The following is a 19,105-nucleotide window of genomic DNA, read 5'->3' on the forward strand; positions in this document are numbered from 1 at the left end:
AGGTTTACTACGATGGAATGGGAAGTTGTCATCGGGCTGGAGATCCACGTCCAGCTCTCCACCACCACCAAGATTTTCTCCGGCGCCAGCACCGCCTTCGGTGCCGAGCCCAACACCCAGGCCTGCGCGGTTGATCTCGCGCTGCCCGGTACCCTGCCGGTATTCAACGAGAATGCACTGCGCATGGCGGTAATGTTCGGTCTGGCAGTGGATGCCGAGATCGGCAAGCGTTCGGTATTCGAGCGCAAGAACTACTTCTACCCCGATCTGCCCAAGGGCTACCAGACCACCCAGCTGGCCGAGCCGATCGTCGGCCCTGGCCATGTGGATATCGAGACCGACGAGGGCGTTAAACGCCGCGTGCGGATCCACCACGCCCACCTGGAGGAGGATGCCGGCAAGTCGCTGCATGAGGACTTCCACGGTATGTCCGGCATCGACCTGAACCGCGCCGGCACCCCGCTGGTGGAGATCGTCTCCGAGCCGGATATGCGCTCCTCCAAGGAAGCCGCCGCCTACGCCCGCAAGATCCACGCCATCGTCACCACGCTGGGGATCTGCGACGGCAACATGGCGGAAGGCTCCATGCGTTGCGACTGCAACGTCTCCGTGCGTCCCAAGGGTCAGGAGGCGTTCGGTACCCGTACCGAGTTGAAGAACATCAACTCCTTCCGCTTCATCGAGCGCGCCATCGACACCGAAGTGGCCCGCCAGATCGACCTGATCGAAGATGGCGGCAAAGTGGTACAGGAGACCCGGCTGTACGATCCGGACAGGAACGAAACCCGCAGCATGCGCTCGAAAGAGGATGCCAACGACTACCGTTACTTCCCCTGCCCCGACCTGCTGCCGGTGGTGATCGACGACAGCTACATCGAGGCGATCCGCGCCACCCTGCCGGAGCTGCCGGATGCCCGCCGCGCCCGCTTTATCGACGAGTACGGCCTGTCCGAATACGACGCCGGCGTGCTCTCCGCTTATCGCGCCCAGGCCGATTACTACGAGCAGGTGGTCAACGCCTGCGGTGATGCCAAGCTGGCCGCTAACTGGGTGATGGGCGAACTGGCCAAATTCCTCAACCAGAGCGATACCGACATCAAGGACAGCCCGGTCTCCGCCGAACAGCTCGGCGGTCTACTCGTTCGCATCAAGGACAACACCATCTCCGGCAATATCGCCAAGAAGGTGTTCGAGCTGATGTGGAGCAGGGGCGGCAGTGCCGACGAGATCATCGAAGCCGAAGGGCTTAAGCAGGTCACCGACACCGGCGCGATCGAGCAGATCGTCGACGAGGTGATCGCCAACGCCGACAAGCAGGTCGAGCAGTACAAGGCCGCCGAGCCGGAGAAGCGCGGCAAGATGCTCGGTTTCTTCATGGGTCAGGTAATGAAAGCCACCGGCGGCAAGGCCAACCCGGGTGCCGTCACCGGCATTCTGAAACAGAAACTGGACGCACTCTGCGACTAAGCACCCTCTGCGACAGGCCCTCTCACGGGCCTGTCCGCTTTCTTGCCACCCCAGCTGCCAAATAGTCGATCAGGTAGCCAAATCCGGCGGCCATACCCAGTACCGCCCCCCCAGAGCGATCACCGGCAGCAGGGCTACCACGCCTGCAATCTGGACAATCTTCATCATCAACTCCTCAACGGTTTGATCTATCACCCCCCCATCATCCACCGGTGTGAATTAAACCAAGCTGAAAGCGAGAGCCGCGACCAAAGACTTGCAAAACCTTAATGTTAACCATTATCATTACCAACAGTATTAAACTCCCTAGCCAAAAGGAGGACGTCATGTACGTATGCATCTGTAACAACATCACCGAACGTGACGTTAAGCAGGCGATCGACGAGGGCGCCCGTAGCGTGCGGGATCTGAATCGTGAACTGGGTGTGGGCAGCGAATGCGGTAAGTGTACCTGCACCGCACGCGAGATGATCAAGCGAGAGCAGATCGCAAGGATAGACCAGCTGGCGATACCCGCTTAGATCCGCGCCTTCACCGCCTACCCCCCCTTCATTTAGGCTATACTCCTCCATTAGGGCCGCGTTCCGCCCAGACCCACCTATCTCGACGCTAAAAGGAGCTTTCCATGCAAGGTGACAAGTCGCTTGTCCGTCGACTGAACAAGGTGCTCACCTTCGAGCTGACCTCCATCAACCAGTACTTCCTCCATGCCCGCATGTACAAGAACTGGGGACTGGAAAAGCTGAATCAGAAGGCCTACAAGAAATCGATCCTCGATATGAAGCAGGCGGACGAGCTGATCGAGCGCATCCTGTTTCTGGAGGGTTTGCCCAACCTGCAGCAGCTCGAGCGCCTGCGTATCGGCGAGAATACCGTGGAGATGCTGCAGTGCGACCTGGAGATGGAGCTGGAGCAGATCGCGCTGCTGCGCGAGGTGATCGCCGAGTGCGAAACCGCCGGCGATTATGTCAGCCGCCATATACTGACCGAGATCCTCGAACATGAGGAGGAACATGTAGACTGGATCGAGGCGCAGCAGTATCTGATCGCCGAGAGCGGTATCGAAAACTATCTGCAGTCTGCTATTGAGAAGGAGTAAACGATGAAGGGTAACAAGAAAGTCATCGACGCACTGAACAAGCTGCTGGCCGGGGAGCTGGCAGCGATGGACCAGTACTTCATCCACTCCGAGATGTATGACGACTGGGGCCTGACCAAGCTATACGAACGCATCGCCCACGAGTTTGACGACGAGAAGGGTCACGCCAAGGCGATCATCTCCCGTATCCTGTTCCTCGAAGGTACGCCGGATATGGTAACCCGAGAGCCGATCCATATCGGCAAGGATGTACCGGAGATGCTGCAAAACGATCTCAATACCGAGTACAGCGTGGCCAAAAACCTGAAGGCGGTGATCAAGCTCTGCGAAGATGAGCAGGACTACCAGACCCGCGAGATGCTGCGCCGGCAGCTCGAAGACACCGAGGAGGATCACGCCTACTGGCTGGAGAAACAGCTGGGCCTGATCGACAAGGTTGGTCTGAAAAACTATCTGCAATCGCAGATCTAAGCCCGCACCGGCAAGTTCACATCGAAAAGGCAGCTCTCGAGGGCTGCCTTTTTCAGTTCCTGGCTGCAGGTCCGCGGGGTACCGTACATCTACCTGCCCCGCTCCTGCGCATCCCTGCGCCCGCGGGGTACCGTACATCCTGTACATAAAAAAACCCCGCCGAGGCGGGGTAAAACTGTGTGTGATAAAGCCGATGTCCGTCCACATACCAGGAACAGAACAATCCAGTCTCGGGGAGAGACTGCATGAGCAAGATCCAGTATAGTGATTCAAATCCTATATAAAATTCGAATTTAATTTGATGGATGATCGATAATTTCGAATGAAAATACACAACCTGAACTTCCGCCACCTGCGCTACTTCATGGTCGTAGCTCAGGAGGGCAGCATCGCCCGCGCCAGCGAGCGGCTGAACCTGACACCGCAAACCATCTCCGGACAGCTCAAGACACTGGAAGATATGCTGGATATCAGTCTGTTTGAGCGCAGCGGCCGACGGCTGGAGCTCACCGATGCCGGACGCCAGGCACTGGAGTACGCGGAGGAGATCTTCAGCCTCGGCGAGGCGATGCAGCTACAGCTGCACCATGCCGATACAATCCAGCGCTCCTGCGCCGTCGGTATTGCCGATGTGGTGCCCAAAAGCATCGCCTACCGCCTGCTGGCGCCGGCACTGGAGCTGGACGAACCGCTGCGACTTGAGTGTCGCGAGGGTTCGATGGAGTCCCTGCTCGGCGAGCTGATCGCCAACCGCGTCGATCTGATCCTGGCCGACCGGCCGATAGACGCGGGCACCCATGTGCGCGCCTATAACCACCTGCTGGGTGAAACCGGGATCAGCATGTTCGCCAGCCCTGCCCTGGCCTGCCGTTACCTTGACCGATTCCCCGAGGGACTGGACGGCGCACCACTGCTCCTCCCCACCGACGATACAGTAGCAGGCGCCAACATCATGAAATGGTTCCGCGCGCGCCAGATAACGCCGCAGGTTCAGGTCGAGTGCGTCGACAGCGCCCTGATCGACACCTTCGGCCAGGCGGGAATCGGACTGTTCTGCGGCCCATCGGTACTGGAGGCTGAAATTCAGCGCCAACACGGGGTGGAACTGATCGGGCGGCTGGAGGGGATACGCGAACGCTACTACGCCATCTCACTGGAGCGGCAGATCCGCCACCCCGGCGTGCAGGCGATCACCCATCGGGCGCGGGAGCTGCTAAGCGTTGACAGCTAGCAGCTCAGCCAACGAATCGACCACCCTGTCAGCACCCGCCGCATGGATAGTCTCACCCTGGTTGTATCCGTAACTCACGCAGATTACCGGACAGCCGGCAGCACGCGCCGCTTCCACATCCACACGGGAGTCACCGATCATCAGGGCTCGACCAGGCACTGTACCGACTCGGTCACAGGCGTGCAGCAGCGGTGCCGGAGAGGGCTTTTTCTGTGCCAGAGTATCACCGGCGACCACAACCGGGAAATACTGCGACAGCTGCAGCTGATCGAGCAGACTGTGGGTAAAACTGCCAGGCTTATTGGTTACCAGCGCCATCGGCACCCCTTCAGCGCGGTAGTACTCAAGCAGAGTGTCCACACCGGGATAGAGGCGACTGGTTCGCCCATTGGACTGGGCGTAGGCGGCCATGAACAGCTCCTGCGCAACCGGGAAGATCTCCTCGTGCTCGGCATCGGCCTGCGCCTCAACCGCATCCGCCAGCGCCCTGCGCACCAGCATCGCCGCACCGTTGCCGACCCAGTGACGAACCTTCTCCTCACCTGCAGCAACACGCCCCAACGCACCCAGCATCTGATCCACCGCACGCGCAAGATCCGGCACACTATCGACCAGCGTGCCATCCAGATCGAACATAACGAGCGCGGGGTGCTCCAACCGGCTCACTGGCCAACCTGCGCCAGCTCAGCCCGCATCTGCTGAATCGTGGCACGGTAATCGTCGGTATTGAAGATCGCCGATCCGGCAACGAAGGTATCCGCCCCCGCTTGTGCAATCTCGCGAATATTGCCTATACCTACACCACCATCGACCTCAAGACGCACCGCATACCCGCTTTCGTCGATCAGCTTACGCACCTGCTTCAGCTTGCCCAGGGTCGACGGAATGAACTTCTGCCCGCCAAAGCCCGGGTTTACCGACATCAGCAGAATCATATCCAGCTTGTCCATGACGTGATCCAGGTAGTGCAGAGGTGTAGCCGGGTTGAGCACCAGTCCCGCCCTGCAGCCGCCCTCGCGAATCATCTGCAACGAGCGATCGATGTGATCGGAGGCCTCCGGATGGAAGGTGATATAGGTCGCCCCCGCCTCGATAAAATCGCCAATCATTCGATCCACGGGCTTGACCATCAGATGCACATCAATCGGAGCCTGGATACCGTAATTACGCAGCGCCTTGCACACCATCGGTCCGATGGTCAGGTTGGGAACATAGTGGTTATCCATCACGTCGAAATGGACAATATCGGCACCGGCTTCGAGCACCGCATCGACCTCCTCACCCAGGCGGGCAAAGTCGGCTGAGAGAATGGAGGGGGCAATCTTGTAGTCGGTCATCGCGCAATACACCGCATGGCTTTGAGTTCAGGAGCGCCATTGTACAAAAGCCGGCCAAGGTTATCAGCCATTGCGTCGATTAACGTCCCCCTTGCGGCAGACCGTTACGCCATCGATAATCCCGCCATGACCTATCCCATTTCGTTAAACACCCTGCTGCTGGTGGCGCTCATAAGTCTGCCTGCTCTCGCCATGGCGCAAGAGCAGCCGACAGCAACCGACGCTCCAGCCCCCGCAACCGATATGGGCGCACTTTACGATCTGCAGCGCGGTGAAGCGGGGAATCCGCCACTCGACGAAAAACTTGGCCGGCAGTTACCGGCCGATACCAGTGTTCTGACCATGGAGACCGGCGGCCAGCGCTTTCACGCTCTGCGCCAGGAGGCCGAGCGCGCCGAACCCTGGGGATGGATACTGCTGCTACCGGATCCAGGAATGGGCGAAGCGTGGACACAACAGGTTGAGGCGCTGCGCTTCGATCTGGCCAGACACGGTTGGTTGACACTGGCCCTGGAGCCCCCGCAGCCCGACCTGCCGACGCTGCCGGAGCGCTCACTACCGGTAATGAAAAGTTTTTCCCAGGCGTCCGAGCCTACCGCCAATACCCCGCCCTCGCCAGCGAGCAGCGGCGCCGTCCCGGCCTCGGCGGATGACGACACCAATCCTCCCGCCCCCTTCGCCGAACGCTTCAACGAGCGCATAGCGCTCGCACTGGAACAACTGCCTCAGCAGGAAAACCAGTCCCATATACTGCTCGCATTCGGCCGCGCCGCCAGCTGGAGTGCCGCGTACATTACCGCGCACCCGGAGCTGGATGCCAGTCTGATTCTGCTCGACCCGCTGGCCGACACACAACCGAACGCCCCGATGCTGTCGGAGCTCTGGGAACCGCTGGGCTCGACCCGTGTACTGGATCTCTACCATGCGCCTCTACCCGGGTATCCGGCGGCAGCATCGGCTGCACGAATACGCAAGGCGCAAGCGCAACGCGCCAAAATGGAGCGTTACCGACAGGCCAAAATCGCACCACCGTTTACCGGCTGGCAACCACAGATGCCCTGGCTGACGCAGACCGTCAGAGGGGTGATCAAGAGTCAGATCGTCGAGCCGCTTGAACAGGCCAGAGCGCTGGAGAAATACGCACTGCCCACGGAGCCAAACCAAACCAAACCCGGCACCGTCCGGTAATCAGCGCATGCCGCGAGACTTTCGAATCAGATCGTAGGCGGCCTGAATCTCCTGGGTCTGCTCCTTGGCCAACTGAATCATCTCCTCCGGCAACCCCTTGGCCACCAGCTTGTCGGGATGATGCTGACTCATCAGCCGCCGCCAGGCCTTTTTCACCTCGGCATCCGAGGCGCTGGATTCAACACCCAGCACGCCATAAGCCTGCTCCAGAGAGGCGCCCGAGAACTGCTGCGGATCCTGGTGTGCGCGGTAAGACTGCTCGCGGAACGCCTGCTCCGCACGAATACGATTGAGCAGCGCCTGCGCCTCCTGCGGCGTAAACTGCAGCAACCGGCAGATCTCGGACAGTAGCGTCTGCTCCGCCGGGCTGACCTCGCCGTCGGCCATCGCCGCCTGCAGCTGAATCTCGACGAACATCAGCTTCACTGCACTTCGGTGACGCAACAACGCCCCCAACGGCAGCAGCACGCTGGCGACATCGAATTCGGCCTGCTTACCCTCGGAGAAGCACTCGATCGCCTCGCGCCGCTTCTCCTCGCTCAGATTCATCCGCGCCATCACCTCGCGGGCGAAACTGATCTCGGTCTCCGACACCCGGCCATCGGCCTTGGCCAGCTTACCCATCACGGTGAAGGTGGCACGGAAAAACAGCTGTTGCGGGTTGTACTTGGATACACCGGTACGCAGCGCACGGTCGATCCAAAAACCCAATGCACTGCCCAATAGCAGACCGACGATACCGCCCGTGAAAAGGCCGATCAGGGCCCCTATGCCCAGTCCGGCCCGATGGCGATACAGTGCTTGCCCGAAGGATTCGGCTCCTGCCATGACTAACACTCTCCTCTTAAACGTTGATCGAGCGCAGAGAGACGCTCGGGGGTACCGATATCGTCCCAAAAGGCCTCGATTTTACTGCCACCAACCGCATTCACTGCCATCGCCTCGCGCAGCATAGGCGCCAAGGCAGCAGGCTGCCCCGGTGTCAAATCCGTGAACATCGAGGCTCGCAACAGGCTGATGCCGGCAAAGGTCAAGCGTGGAGCCCCCTCAGCAGAGACCTTTTCGCCCTGCAGATGGAAATCCCCGTTCGGGTGCCAGGGCGGGTTATCGACCAGCAGCAGGTGCGCCTGCCGTTTCGGGGACAACGACAGCGCCGAAAGCGTATCGTCGCTCAGCTCCGTATAGACGTCGCCGTTGATGACCAGAAAACTCTCATCCTCATCATCCGCCAGCATCGGCAGCGCCCGGCGAATGCCACCGGCGGTCTCCAGCGGCTCCGTTTCCGCCGAATAGAACAGCGGCACGCCGAAACGCTCTCCATCGCCGAGCTCGGCCTCAATCTGCTCCCCGAGCCAGGCATGGTTGATCACGATGCGCTCAACCCCGATACGGGCCAAACGTTCGATATGGTATTCGATCAGCGCCTTGCCCCCGGCCTTGAGCAGAGGTTTGGGGCGGCTCAGGGTTAACGGGCGCATTCGTGTACCCAAACCCGCCGCCAGAATCATCGCACGCATGGGTCAGATCAACTCCTGCGCCAGATCCATCTGTTGAAACAGCGGGTGAGCCGTCATCGCTGGCACCACGCGTTCGGCTAGCAACCGCTGCAGCCCGGTCGTCGATGAGTATCGCCCTGCCGCCCGATACAGGTAACCCAGGGTGCGCGGCATATCCTGGAGATAGCCGGCCTTGCCATCGCGCAGATAAAGTCGGGAGAAGATGCCGAGCACTTTAAGTTGACGCTGCATTCCCATCAGGTCGAACTGTTTCAGAAACGCTTCAGACGTCGGCGCTTGGTCATTCGCCGCCAGGCGAAGGCGGTACTCCTCGACCCACCGGGCAACCTGGGGATCCGGCCAACGCACATAGCTGTCCCTGAGCAGGGATACCAGGTCGTAGGTGATGGGGCCCGCTACCGCATCCTGAAAGTCGATCACACCCAACTCGTCGCCCTCGAGCAGCATCAAGTTACGCGAGTGATAATCGCGATGCACACTGACCTGCGCCTGCTCCAGCGCATTCGCCACCAGCACCTGCCTGGCCTGTTCGAGAATCTGTTGCTCGGCTGTTGATAATTCGAGCTGCAGCATCCGCCCGACAAACCACTCATCAAACAGCGCCATCTCACGGCGCAGCAGCACCTCGTCGTAGGCAGGCAAAGGATCATGGGGGATCGACTGGATCGCTTCGAGTGCCGTGAAAGCCTGCCCATACAAGCGGCCGACGCTCTGTGCATCCAGTGCCGGCAACATCAGTCGATCGCCGAAGTCCTCCAGCAACATGAACCCCTGATCAAGATCCAGGGCAAGCAACCTGGGGACGCGAACGCCCGCCTCATGCCAGTGCGTCGCAATTGCAACGAACGGCCGGCTGTCCTCCTTCTCCGGTGGCGCATCCACCGCGATCCAGCTCTGCTGCTCGCCATCGGCGCGAAAGTAGCGCCTGAAACTGGCATCGCCGGAGACCGGCCGCAAGGTTTCGCTGGCAAGATCCAGCCCGTTTCGCTCCGCCTGTTCCGCAACCCAGCCCTGCAGCTGTCGAAGACGTTCACCCATCGATCTTTGTATCCCCCTCTACCTCGCGAACCGCCTCGCGAGTTTTACGTTGTGATCCAGGTTGCGGGCACCTCGTTCCAAGCCTGATGAGGTCTGGCATTAGCGCCCGTAACAGCTGTATCATGCACAGCTCGATATGGTACTCGACTTCGAGGGTGGCGAGAAACAGGCCGCCTTACTCGCGCAAACGGAAAGCGACTTGATGCCCTTTAACAGAGCCCACTCTTTTAAGCTGGTGCTTGCCATCGCCGCAGCCATCAGTGCCACACAGGTTATGGCTGAAGATGACCAGCGCCTGTGGAATTGCAACCTGAACAGCGCCGGTGAATGGGACTGTGAAGTCAATGAACAGCTGATGCGTGAAACGCAGCAGCCGAGCAGATCCACACAGCCACAGACAAACCCTGTTTCCGAGACGGCGCCCAGCCGCGATGCAGAACAGCCAACGCCTGCCGAAACCGCCGAGGTTCAACCGGCACCGGAGGCGATCGCCGTTTCCGCAACGCCCATCGTCCAAGCCCGCACTGAGGAGCAATCCGGGCAGGCCGTCGACAAGGCGGAGCAGGTCGTACAGAGCGACAACCTGGCGGCCAACAATCAGTTCGAGTGCAGCGCCCTGAACGGGCAGTGGCAGTGCCAGCAAAACAGCCGCTACCAAGCCGCCACTGCCGCCGGCATGGGAACCCCGGCCGTGGTGCGCAGTGTGCCGCAGCTGTATACCGACCTCGACTGGTACACCTATTCACCGGGTGAAGCGGCCTATGGCGGCGCCTGTCCTGGCGAGTATCGCGAGCCGGACATGGACCTGAACCGTGCCATGTCCCAGTCAGAGCAGCAGACGATCTTCCTTGAGGCCCTGCGCTCCTCCACCGTACTCGGCGGGGTCACCCAGCTCGAAGGCGGCATCAACATGCGCCAGGGCGGTCGCCTGCTCAGCAGCGATCAGGCCGAGTATGACCCGGAAGCCCGCCGCGCGACACTCAACGGCAACGTACGCTACCGCGAACAGGGCCTGCTGCTGATCGCGGACAGTGCCGAAGCGGATCTGACTGAGGGCAATGCCGGCTTCCACAACGCCGAATACGTCATGCACCAAGAGCATATGCGTGGCGAAGCACAGCGGATCGAACGCTTTGGCGATGCCCGGGTGGAGATGACCGAAGGCCGGATCACCTTCTGCGAACCGGGTAACAACACCTGGGCGATCGCTGCCGACTCCCTGGAGATCCACACCGACGAAGGCTATGGCGAAGCCTATAACGCCACCTTTGAGGTGGCCGATGTACCGGTGCTCTACCTGCCCTACTTCTACTTCCCGATCAACGACAATCGGCGCTCGGGTTTTCTATATCCGAAACTGGGCTATTCGGACAGCGATGGGCTGGATATTGCCACCCCCTACTACTTCAATCTGGCGCCGAACTACGATGACACCTTTACACCGCGCATCGTAAGCGAACGAGGCCTGGTGCTCGAAAACGAGTTCCGTTATATGAACCGTTGGTCGATGAACACCCTGAGTACCGCCTACATCGCCGACGATGACAAGTATGGCGACAGTCGCTGGGCACTGGGTGCAACCCACATGGGCAACCCGGCCGAGCGCTGGTTCAGCAAGATCGACTACCGCCGCATCAGCGACGACGACTACCTCGACGACCTGGACACCACCAATCTCGAAATCGCCAACCAGGACGATCTCGACCAGATCGGCGAACTGCGCTACCAGGCCGATACTTGGCAGTTTGTCGGTCGCGTACACCAGTATCAGACCACCGATGAGGATCTCGAACCCTACGAACGGGTACCGCAGTTGCAATTCAGCGGTCGGGAGCTGGCACTGGAGCAGCACCTCGCCTTGGATTACCTGGCCGACGTCACCGCATTTGACCGCAACAATGGTGAGCTGACCGGCCGTGAGCGTATTACCGGCACCCGAGCCCACCTGCGGCCGTCATTGAGTTATCGCTGGGAACGCCCCTGGGCCTACCTGGAACCCAGAGCCACTTACTGGTACTCCCGGTATGATCTGAACGACCAGCCCAGTGGCTGGAACGCCAACCCGAGCCTGAGCACCCCGATACTCAGCCTCGACAGCGGCCTCAAATTTGAGCGCGAGTACTCCAATGCTCTGACTCAGACGCTGGAGCCGCGTATCAAACTGATCAGTGCCGGCAAAGAGGATCAGGCCGAACTGCCCGACTTCGACTCCTCCCGGCTGGAGTTCAGTTACTACAACCTGTTCCACGAAACCGGATACAGCGGCAACGACAATGTCGCCGGAACCGATCAGGTCACGCTGGGTCTGAGCAGTGGTTTCTACTCCGCACTGGGTATCGAGCAGGCCCGCCTGGCGATCGCCCAGGCGTACTACTTCGACGATCGCGATCCGGCCAGCGGCCTGCGCCCCGGCGACGTGGACGGTACCGAGGATCGCTCCAACCTTGCGCTGCTGGCCAACTGGAACATCACACCCAGCCTGCAGTTCCGCCACGACAGCGAGCTCGACGAGCAGGATTTCGAATTGGTGCGGCAGAACTACCGGCTCACCTATCAACCTGACGATATCCGCCTGGTGTACCTGAGCTACCGTGACAACTCCGGCAGCCGGTTCGACGATCCGACCGAGGAGATTCGTCAGACCGACTTTGCGGTCCGCTGGCCCCTGGCACCGACCTGGAACATCATCGGTCGCTGGCAGGAGGACCTGTTGCGCAGTGAAAACCTCGAAACCCTGCTCGGCGTCGAGTATGTCAGCTGCTGCTGGAAAGTACGGCTGACCGGGCGCAAGTGGGTAACCGATAACGACAACTCAAACAATGGCGATACCGACAAGGGTATCTTCCTGCAGTTCGTTCTGCGCGGCCTGGGCTCCTTCGGCCAGGACGGCGGGCGCGGATTCCTCGAAGATATCACTGGCGAGAAAGAGGATGCGCATGAGACTTTTTAAGCGTGTAATTGGACGCACACTACCGCTGCTGGCCACCCTGCTCTGTTTTCAGCAGGCACAGGCAGCCGAGCTGATCGACCGGGTCGTCGCCGTCGTCAATGACGATATTGTGTTGCAGAGCGAGCTGGACAACCGCACCGAACTGGTACTGGAGCAGATCCGTGCCCAGGGTAGCCAGGCACCTCAGGAGAGTGTGCTGAGGAAACAGGTCCTCGAGCGGCTGATCATGGATCACATTCAGTTCCAGATTGCCAAGCGCCAAGGGATTCGCGTCAGCGATCAGGAGCTCAACGCAGCGCTGCAAAACATCGCCGACAAGAACAACCTTACCCTGGCCCAGTTCCGCGAAGCGCTGATCGCCGAGGGCCGTGACTATGCCCAGGTACGCGAGCAAATACGCGAGGAGATGCTGCTGGCCCGCGTCCAGCAGGCCAACGTCAACCGCCGCATCAACGTCTCGCAGCAGGAGATCGACCACTACCTGACCAGCGACCAGGCCTCCAGCAACGTGGAGTACCTGCTCAGCAACATCCTGATCTCCGTGCCCCAGAGTGCCTCTCCGGAGATTATCCAGCGCGCACAGGATGAAGCCGATGCGCTCTATCAGCAGCTTAGCGAGGGTGCCCAGTTCAGTGAGCTGGCGGTAGCCAACTCCGATGCCTCCAACGCCCTCAACGGGGGCGAGCTGGGCTGGCGTGCCGAGAACGAGCTGCCCGCAGAACTTGCAGGCGCAATCCGCTCCCTGCAAGCAGGTCAGTTCAGCAAACCTATCCGCACGCCTGCCGGTTTCCATATCCTGCAGGTCAGGGATAAGCGCGGCGACCAGCAAACCCTGATCGAGCAAACCAAGGTCAGCCATATCCTGATCTCACCGAACGAGATCCGCAACTCCAGCCAGGCGCGCCAACTGGCGGCAGACCTCTACCGTCGACTGCAGGATGGCCAACCCTTCGCCGAACTCGCACGCCAGTACAGCGACGATCCGGCCAGCGGCTCCCAGGGTGGCGAACTGGGCTGGACCCAGGCCGGGCAGATGGTGCCGGAGTTCGAGCAGGTGATGAACTCCACCGCCAAGGGACAGATCAGCGCTCCGTTCGAATCCCGTTTCGGTTGGCACATTCTCAAGGTCGAGGACCGCCGCACCCAGGACTTCTCCGACGAGATGCGCGAAACCACAGCACGCAATGCGATCCGCAAGCGCAAGTACAGCGAGGAGTTCGACAACTGGATGCGGGAGATCCGCTCCGAAGCCTACATCGATCGCAAGGAACCTAACTAAGCGTGGGCAGCACTCTTCGACTTGCTATTACCCCCGGCGAGCCGGCCGGTATCGGTCCTGACCTCTGCATCCAGATCGCCCAACAGGGCCATCCTCAGCAGCTGGTGGTGATCGCCGATCCCGAGCTGATGCGTACCCGGGCCAGACAGCTGGGCCTGCCACTGGTGCTGCGTCAGTTTGACGACAGCACACCGGCACAGCCCACTGCCCCCGGTGAACTCTACATCGAGCCGGTCCATCTGTCCGCCGATGCAGAGCCCGGCGTACTGAATCCAGCCAACGCCCGCTATGTACTGCAAACCCTGGAACTGGCTGCCAAGGGGTGCCTGAACGGACGCTTCGATGCCCTGGTCACAGCCCCGGTGCACAAGGGCGTGATCAACCAGGCCGGCATCGCGTTCAGCGGCCATACCGAGTTCCTCGAGCAGCTCACCGGCAGCGAAAAGGTAGTGATGATGCTGGCCACGGAGGGGCTGCGCGTGGCACTGGCGACCACCCACCTGCCCCTGGCCAAGGTACCGGACGCGATTACTAAACCCCTGTTGAGACAGGTGTTACAGGTCCTGATCGACGATCTGAGAACCTACTTCAATGCGCCCAAGCCGCGCATTCTGGTGTGCGGCCTCAATCCTCACGCCGGCGAGGGCGGCTACCTTGGACGGGAAGAGATCGACACCATTACGCCCATACTGGACGAGATGCGTAACGCGGGGGTCGACCTGGTCGGCCCCCTGCCCGCCGACACCCTGTTCACCGAACATAACCTGGCCGGTGCCGATGCAGTGCTGGCGATGTACCATGATCAGGGCCTGCCGGTGCTGAAATACAAGGGCTTCGGCCGCGCCGTCAATATCACCCTGGGGATGCCGATCATCCGCACCTCCGTCGACCACGGCACGGCATTGGACCTGGCCGCCACCGGCAGGGCCGATTCCGGCTCCCTGCACACCGCTATCGACTATGCTAGCAGCATGGTACTGAGCAAACTGAGCAGCAGCGCGATCTAATGAGCAAAAAACCGATTATGCACAAGGCGCGCAAGCGTTTTGGTCAGAACTTCCTGCACGACGCCGGCATCATCCGCCGTATCCTGCGTGAAATAAATCCCAAGCCCGGTCAGCACCTGGTTGAGATCGGCCCCGGTCTCGGCGCGCTGACCGAAGAGCTACTCACGGAAGCGGGTGCACTGGAGGCGGTGGAGCTGGACCGCGACCTGATCCCGGTGCTGCGCACCAAGTTTTTCCGCTACGAGGATAACTTTCGCATCCACGAAGCGGACGCGCTGAAGTTCGACTTCAGCAGCCTGCGCCAGGATGAACGCCCGCTGCGTATCGTCGGCAACCTGCCCTACAACATCTCCACACCGCTGATCTTCCACCTGCTCAGCTTCTCCGGCCTGATCAGCGATATGCATTTCATGTTGCAGAACGAGGTGGTCGACCGGCTGGCAGCCCAGCCAGGAGAGAATCATTACGGCCGTCTGGGGATCATGGCGCAGTATTACTGCCAAGTGGAGAAACTGTTCCTGGTGCCGCCCGGCGCTTTCCAGCCGGCACCGAAGGTCGATTCTGCCATTGTGCGGCTGACGCCCTACCAGCAGTTGCCGATGGTAGCCAAAGACGTGAATATGCTGCAGGAGGTGGTCCGTACCGCTTTCAGCCAGCGCAGAAAAACCCTGCGCAACAACTTGAAACCGCTGATCGATGCCGCCACATTGGAAGCACTGGGCATCGACCCACAGTTAAGACCCGAGCGCCTGTCGCTGGCTGAGTTCATCAGCATCAGCGACGCTATCACTGCCGGACAGCAAGAGGAAAACTGAACCACGATGGACCCCTTTGAGTACGGCCGCAACATACAGATCGATGTGCAAACCTCCTATCTGCCCGAGCAATCGGATCCGGAGGCGCACCGTTTCGTATTCTCATACCAGATCACGGTAACCAACCATAACCCCGAACCGGTCAAGCTGATCAGCCGCCGCTGGGTCATCACCGACGGTAACGAACAGGTACAGGAGGTTAAAGGCGAGGGCGTGGTCGGCGAACAGCCTGTCATCGAGCCGGACCAGAGCTTCAGCTACACCAGCGGAACAGTACTGGCCACTGAGGTCGGCAGTATGCAGGGCCATTACGAGATGGAAACGGAGGATGAAGACCGCTTCATCGCCCCCATCCCCGCCTTTACCCTGGCCCAGCCCAACGCACTGCACTAGTGGCTTAGCGCTTCACACCGGCCCGGCGATCATCGTTAAAACAGTCCGGTCTGTACCAGCTTGGGTTCAGGCCAGTCTACCAGCCCCCGATACCCCTCCCCCAACAACTCGACAAAGCGCTTGGCCAACAGCGGTGCCTCAGCGTTATCCGGGGTGTGGAAAAACAGCCAGGGCTTGCGGCCCTGTCCGATCCACTTCGTCACACACTGCACCCAGAATCCAAGCTCCTGCTCAGCCAAGGATCGATCCAGCGGCGAGATAAACCTGAGCATCGGCGCCCCGGCTGTGGCCACCGGCCGCAGGGGCAACCGCGGCTTGGCCTTGAACGCCTCCTGAGTCACCGGATCCGAACTGGGGTGGCTGAACAGGGACCGCGTATCGAAACTGACCCGGTTCACCCCGTTGGCAGCGAGCAGTTCGGTCAACTGCCGATCGGCCGGACCGCTGCCGAAAAACTCCGGGTGGCGCACCTCCACGGCATAGCTGAAACCGGCCGGTAGCAGCGCGAGAAAGTGCGCCAAAGCAGGCAGGTGTTGCGGCGAAAAGGCGGCCGGCAATTGCAACCACAGCATGCCGAGCTTGTGCTCCAGCGGCGCCAAACGTTTCAGAAAGTCCAGCAACAACTCATCGACACCGGACAGCGCCCGCTTGTGGCTGATCTCGCCCGGAAACTTGAAGCTGAACCTGAACTGGTTACCACTCTCCGCCCGCCAGCGCTCAACCGCCTCGGGTGACGGCAAACCGTAGAAGGTGGTGTTGCCCTCCACCGTATTGAAGCAGTTCGAATACCCCTTCAGCTCAGATAGCCCCTGCTGGCCGGCAAAGAGCGTGTCATGCCAGGCGGGATGACTCCACTGTGGCAGGCCGATGTAATAGTCGGGTGGCGTCACGACGGTTGATGTCACAGAAGTTCGCTTTGACCGGTGATTAGGTGATCGCCAAGCCTATCAACCGGGGTACGAAAAATCACCCATTCGCCCGCTCCAGCTCAACCCCAGACATCGAGGCAGATGAATCATCGCCACGCGCAGTGAGTGGATGGAACATTTGCCAAATTATTAATTTGACAGCGGAAAAACAGCTATGTATAGTACGCCCCACGTTGATGCGGGGTGGAGCAGCTTGGTAGCTCGTCGGGCTCATAACCCGAAGGTCGTTGGTTCAAATCCAGCCCCCGCTACCAAATTTTGAAAAGCAGATTAGCGGAAACGCGGTCTGCTTTTTTTATTTAGGCCAGGTGGAGCAGCCTGGTAGCTCGCCTGGCTCGTACTGAATAAACCGCAGCGAAGATCGTTGTCCCAGCCCCCCCAAAAAATTTAAAAAGTCAGATTGCCTTTTTACCGAAAGAACATGGTTGAACGCCGGCCCCTCTGCCCGCCCCCGGTAAAGATCATCGATCGCCCCCTCGCGACCAAACGTTGAGGCGCCACTGCCAGCGACAGACCATCTCTCGCTGTTCAACCCCGGGCGACACACTTACTATCGGAATTTCCGTTTCACAATATTTTGCGGGCACAAGCGATAGAGAGCAGCATGAAAAAACCTGAAGAAAAGCAAGCCTTTATATCCGGCGTGCAGGCACTACTGCCGCTGATCCCCGGCGTGATCCCGTTTGGTCTGGTAACCGGTATCACGGCAACCGAGCAAGGCCTGTCCCCGCTAACCACAATGGGGATGACGCTGCTGTTCTATGCCGGCTCGGCCCAGTTGGTAGCGCTGCAACTGCTTCGAGAAGATGTGTTGCCGCTGGTCATTCTGTTCACGGTACTGGTGGTCAACCTGCGCTTCATGATGTACAGCGCATCGATCGCACCCCATGTGCACTCACTGCCCAGACGCTGGAAGTGGCCACTTTCCTACATGCTCTCGGACCAGGCCTATGCACTGAGCATCCTCAAGTTCACCGCCGCCGATGCGAGCAAGAACGTACATTACTTCTTCGCAGGCACGGCAATCGCCATGTGGTTGTCCTGGATTATCTCGGTAATGCTGGGCATCGTCCTCGGCACAGGTATCCCCGCCAGCTGGTCACTGGACTTCGCGATACCGCTGGCCTTTCTGGCGATCCTGGTTCCCGCCATCAAAAACTCGCCACACCTCGCCGCCGCCAGTGTCGGAGGCTTGGTTGCGGTGCTGGCTATTGATGCGCCCTACAACCTGGGGCTTCTGCTGGCCGCCATCTGCGGCATCCTCGCAGGAGTCACCCTTGAACAGTTGCAGCTCAAAGCCGACTCGAGTGCAGATAACTCAAGTGCAGATAACAAGGAGTCATCATGAGCGATCTCGCTCTCTGGGGGCTGTTCGTTGCAGTAAGCCTAGGAACCTTTGCCCTGAGGTTCTCCTTTATCGGGTTGCATGGGAGGCTGCATATCCCTCCCATATTCAAGCGGGCTCTGGCCTATGTGCCCGCCAGCGTGCTGGCGGCGCTGGTCCTGCCGGCGGTCACCCTGACCGGCACCGAACACAGTTTTACGATCGATAACCTCAGGATACCTGCAGCCGCAGTGGCCGCCCTTGTCGCCTGGAAAAGTCATAACACACTGTTAACCCTCGCCGCCGGCATGGGCACGCTATGGCTGCTACATATGTTTCTATAAAAAATAGAGGGGCCAGCCTCACTACCCCGTTTCGGTGTGAGGCTGTATTCGAAGCCCTGCGTTGCAAGGATCAGCAAATTGCTGGCAGGGTAGCGATATCGTGCCAAAAGCAGTTAAGGCTAGGACTGATACTTCGGCTTCACCTCACTGGCCATCACCCTTGGCCGGTCAGGCTCTACCTCCGTTAAAGGCTCACAGGGCTCGAGTGAAGCCAGGCAGCGTCTGGTCAGCAGCTGGTACTCCGCGGTGCCCTGGGATTTCCACTGCACCTCATCCTCACGCAGTTCACGCATCACCTTGGCCGGCGAGCCCACCACCAGCGAGCGCGGCGGGCACTCGAACCCGGCCTTGACGAAGGCGTTGGCGGCAACGATCGCCTCGGCGCCGACTACCGCACCATCCATCACCACGGCGTTCATTCCCACCAGCGCATTGCGCCCGACACGGCAGCCGTGCAGTATCGCGCCGTGCCCCACATGGCCATCCTCTTCGACCACAGTATCGGTATCGGGGAAACCGTGCATGACGCAGTTATCCTGCACATTGGAACCGCGCTCCAGGATCAGGCGACCGAAGTCGCCACGCAGGCTGGCATTGGGTCCGACATAACAGCCGGGACCGACGATGACGTCACCGATCAATACCGCCGTCGGGTGCACATAGGCACTGGGGTCGATGACCGGGATAACACCTTCGATTCGATATACGGGCATGGC

The 19,105-nt window shown here is 60.1% G+C and carries 20 protein-coding genes and 1 tRNA gene; 14 read left to right on the top strand and 7 right to left on the bottom strand.

All coding sequences use genetic code 11. The features are described 5' to 3' along the window. Positions 1–12: 12 nt before the first annotated feature. The 5 genes from gatB (at position 13) to nhaR (ending at position 4,268) form a co-directional block, all read left to right on the top strand. On the top strand, positions 13–1,467 hold the full coding sequence (gene gatB, locus KQ940_RS04540; protein ID WP_217412151.1) for an Asp-tRNA(Asn)/Glu-tRNA(Gln) amidotransferase subunit GatB: 1,455 nt from the start codon (positions 13–15) through the stop codon (positions 1,465–1,467). 326 nt (positions 1,468–1,793) lie between these two features. Then, on the top strand, positions 1,794–1,988 hold the full coding sequence (locus KQ940_RS04545) for a (2Fe-2S)-binding protein (protein ID WP_217412153.1): 195 nt from the start codon (positions 1,794–1,796) through the stop codon (positions 1,986–1,988). A 104-nt stretch (positions 1,989–2,092) separates the two neighbouring features. Then, complete coding sequence (bfr, locus tag KQ940_RS04550; RefSeq protein ID WP_217412155.1) at positions 2,093–2,566, top strand: bacterioferritin; 474 nt, start codon at positions 2,093–2,095, stop codon at positions 2,564–2,566. Positions 2,567–2,569: 3 nt separating this feature from the next. Further along, the gene (bfr, locus tag KQ940_RS04555) at positions 2,570–3,037 is read left to right on the top strand and encodes a bacterioferritin (RefSeq protein ID WP_217412157.1); all 468 of its coding nucleotides are present in this window, start codon (positions 2,570–2,572) and stop codon (positions 3,035–3,037) included. Between the two features lie 322 nt (positions 3,038–3,359). After that, positions 3,360–4,268 carry a transcriptional activator NhaR gene (gene nhaR, locus KQ940_RS04560; RefSeq protein WP_246589712.1) on the top strand — a complete coding sequence of 303 codons (909 nt, stop codon included), beginning with the start codon at positions 3,360–3,362 and terminating at the stop codon, positions 4,266–4,268. Here nhaR and KQ940_RS04565 read toward each other — a convergent pair. Next, positions 4,251–4,934: a phosphoglycolate phosphatase gene (locus KQ940_RS04565; protein ID WP_343222612.1), complete on the bottom strand. Its 684-nt coding sequence runs from the start codon at positions 4,932–4,934 to the stop codon at positions 4,251–4,253. The two genes, nhaR and KQ940_RS04565, sit on opposite strands and share 18 nt — an antisense overlap. Then, positions 4,931–5,605 (bottom strand): ribulose-phosphate 3-epimerase, encoded by a 675-nt coding sequence (gene rpe / locus KQ940_RS04570; RefSeq protein WP_217412159.1) that lies wholly within the window; start codon positions 5,603–5,605, stop codon positions 4,931–4,933. Before rpe ends, KQ940_RS04565 begins: the two co-directional genes overlap by 4 nt. 126 nt (positions 5,606–5,731) lie before the next feature. On the opposite strand from rpe, the gene KQ940_RS04575 reads away from it, so the two are divergent. Next, positions 5,732–6,793, top strand: a complete 1,062-nt coding sequence (locus KQ940_RS04575) for a DUF3530 family protein (protein WP_217412161.1) — start codon at positions 5,732–5,734, stop codon at positions 6,791–6,793. Here the strand turns inward: KQ940_RS04575 and djlA are convergent, their stop codons facing one another. Genes djlA through KQ940_RS04590 form a run of 3 tightly spaced genes read right to left on the bottom strand, consistent with a single transcriptional unit; the run spans position 6,794 to position 9,348 of the window. Then, positions 6,794–7,621, bottom strand: coding sequence for a co-chaperone DjlA (djlA, locus tag KQ940_RS04580; RefSeq protein WP_217412163.1), 828 nt, complete (start codon positions 7,619–7,621; stop codon positions 6,794–6,796). 2 nt (positions 7,622–7,623) lie between these two features. Next, positions 7,624–8,310, bottom strand: coding sequence for an N-acetylmuramate alpha-1-phosphate uridylyltransferase MurU (gene murU, locus KQ940_RS04585; protein WP_217412165.1), 687 nt, complete (start codon positions 8,308–8,310; stop codon positions 7,624–7,626). A gap of 3 nt (positions 8,311–8,313) precedes the next feature. Further along, entirely contained in the window at positions 8,314–9,348 is a 1,035-nt protein-coding gene (locus KQ940_RS04590) for an aminoglycoside phosphotransferase family protein (RefSeq protein ID WP_217412167.1), read from the bottom strand. A 202-nt stretch (positions 9,349–9,550) separates the two neighbouring features. On the opposite strand from KQ940_RS04590, the gene KQ940_RS04595 reads away from it, so the two are divergent. From KQ940_RS04595 to apaG, 5 genes are read left to right on the top strand one after another with little or no spacing between them, the layout of a single operon-like run. Then, on the top strand, positions 9,551–12,298 hold the full coding sequence (locus KQ940_RS04595) for an LPS-assembly protein LptD (RefSeq protein WP_217412170.1): 2,748 nt from the start codon (positions 9,551–9,553) through the stop codon (positions 12,296–12,298). Beyond that, positions 12,285–13,577, top strand: a complete 1,293-nt coding sequence (locus KQ940_RS04600) for a peptidylprolyl isomerase (protein ID WP_217412172.1) — start codon at positions 12,285–12,287, stop codon at positions 13,575–13,577. The genes KQ940_RS04595 and KQ940_RS04600 overlap by 14 nt, the downstream gene beginning before the upstream one ends. Before the next feature lie 2 nt (positions 13,578–13,579). After that, complete coding sequence (gene pdxA, locus KQ940_RS04605; RefSeq protein ID WP_217412174.1) at positions 13,580–14,584, top strand: 4-hydroxythreonine-4-phosphate dehydrogenase PdxA; 1,005 nt, start codon at positions 13,580–13,582, stop codon at positions 14,582–14,584. Then, positions 14,584–15,399: a 16S rRNA (adenine(1518)-N(6)/adenine(1519)-N(6))-dimethyltransferase RsmA gene (gene rsmA, locus KQ940_RS04610; RefSeq protein ID WP_217412176.1), complete on the top strand. Its 816-nt coding sequence runs from the start codon at positions 14,584–14,586 to the stop codon at positions 15,397–15,399. The genes pdxA and rsmA overlap by 1 nt, the downstream gene beginning before the upstream one ends. Before the next feature lie 6 nt (positions 15,400–15,405). Further along, positions 15,406–15,792 carry a Co2+/Mg2+ efflux protein ApaG gene (gene apaG / locus KQ940_RS04615; protein WP_217412178.1) on the top strand — a complete coding sequence of 129 codons (387 nt, stop codon included), beginning with the start codon at positions 15,406–15,408 and terminating at the stop codon, positions 15,790–15,792. A gap of 35 nt (positions 15,793–15,827) precedes the next feature. Here the strand turns inward: apaG and KQ940_RS04620 are convergent, their stop codons facing one another. Next, positions 15,828–16,697 (bottom strand): DUF72 domain-containing protein, encoded by an 870-nt coding sequence (locus KQ940_RS04620; RefSeq protein ID WP_217412180.1) that lies wholly within the window; start codon positions 16,695–16,697, stop codon positions 15,828–15,830. A gap of 201 nt (positions 16,698–16,898) precedes the next feature. Here KQ940_RS04620 and KQ940_RS04625 point away from each other — a divergent pair. The 3 genes from KQ940_RS04625 (at position 16,899) to KQ940_RS04635 (ending at position 18,389) form a co-directional block, all read left to right on the top strand. Further along, a tRNA-Met gene (locus KQ940_RS04625) sits at positions 16,899–16,975 on the top strand. Between the two features lie 350 nt (positions 16,976–17,325). Continuing rightward, on the top strand, positions 17,326–18,069 hold the full coding sequence (locus KQ940_RS04630) for an AzlC family ABC transporter permease (RefSeq protein ID WP_217412182.1): 744 nt from the start codon (positions 17,326–17,328) through the stop codon (positions 18,067–18,069). Beyond that, positions 18,066–18,389: an AzlD domain-containing protein gene (locus KQ940_RS04635; RefSeq protein ID WP_217412184.1), complete on the top strand. Its 324-nt coding sequence runs from the start codon at positions 18,066–18,068 to the stop codon at positions 18,387–18,389. The genes KQ940_RS04630 and KQ940_RS04635 overlap by 4 nt, the downstream gene beginning before the upstream one ends. Before the next feature lie 119 nt (positions 18,390–18,508). Here the strand turns inward: KQ940_RS04635 and paaY are convergent, their stop codons facing one another. Continuing rightward, entirely contained in the window at positions 18,509–19,102 is a 594-nt protein-coding gene (paaY, locus tag KQ940_RS04640) for a phenylacetic acid degradation protein PaaY (RefSeq protein ID WP_217412186.1), read from the bottom strand. Positions 19,103–19,105: the final 3 nt, after the last annotated feature.

The sequence above is a fragment of the Marinobacterium ramblicola genome, from assembly GCF_019084545.1.
Lineage (GTDB): Bacteria > Pseudomonadota > Gammaproteobacteria > Pseudomonadales > Balneatricaceae > Marinobacterium_D > Marinobacterium_D ramblicola.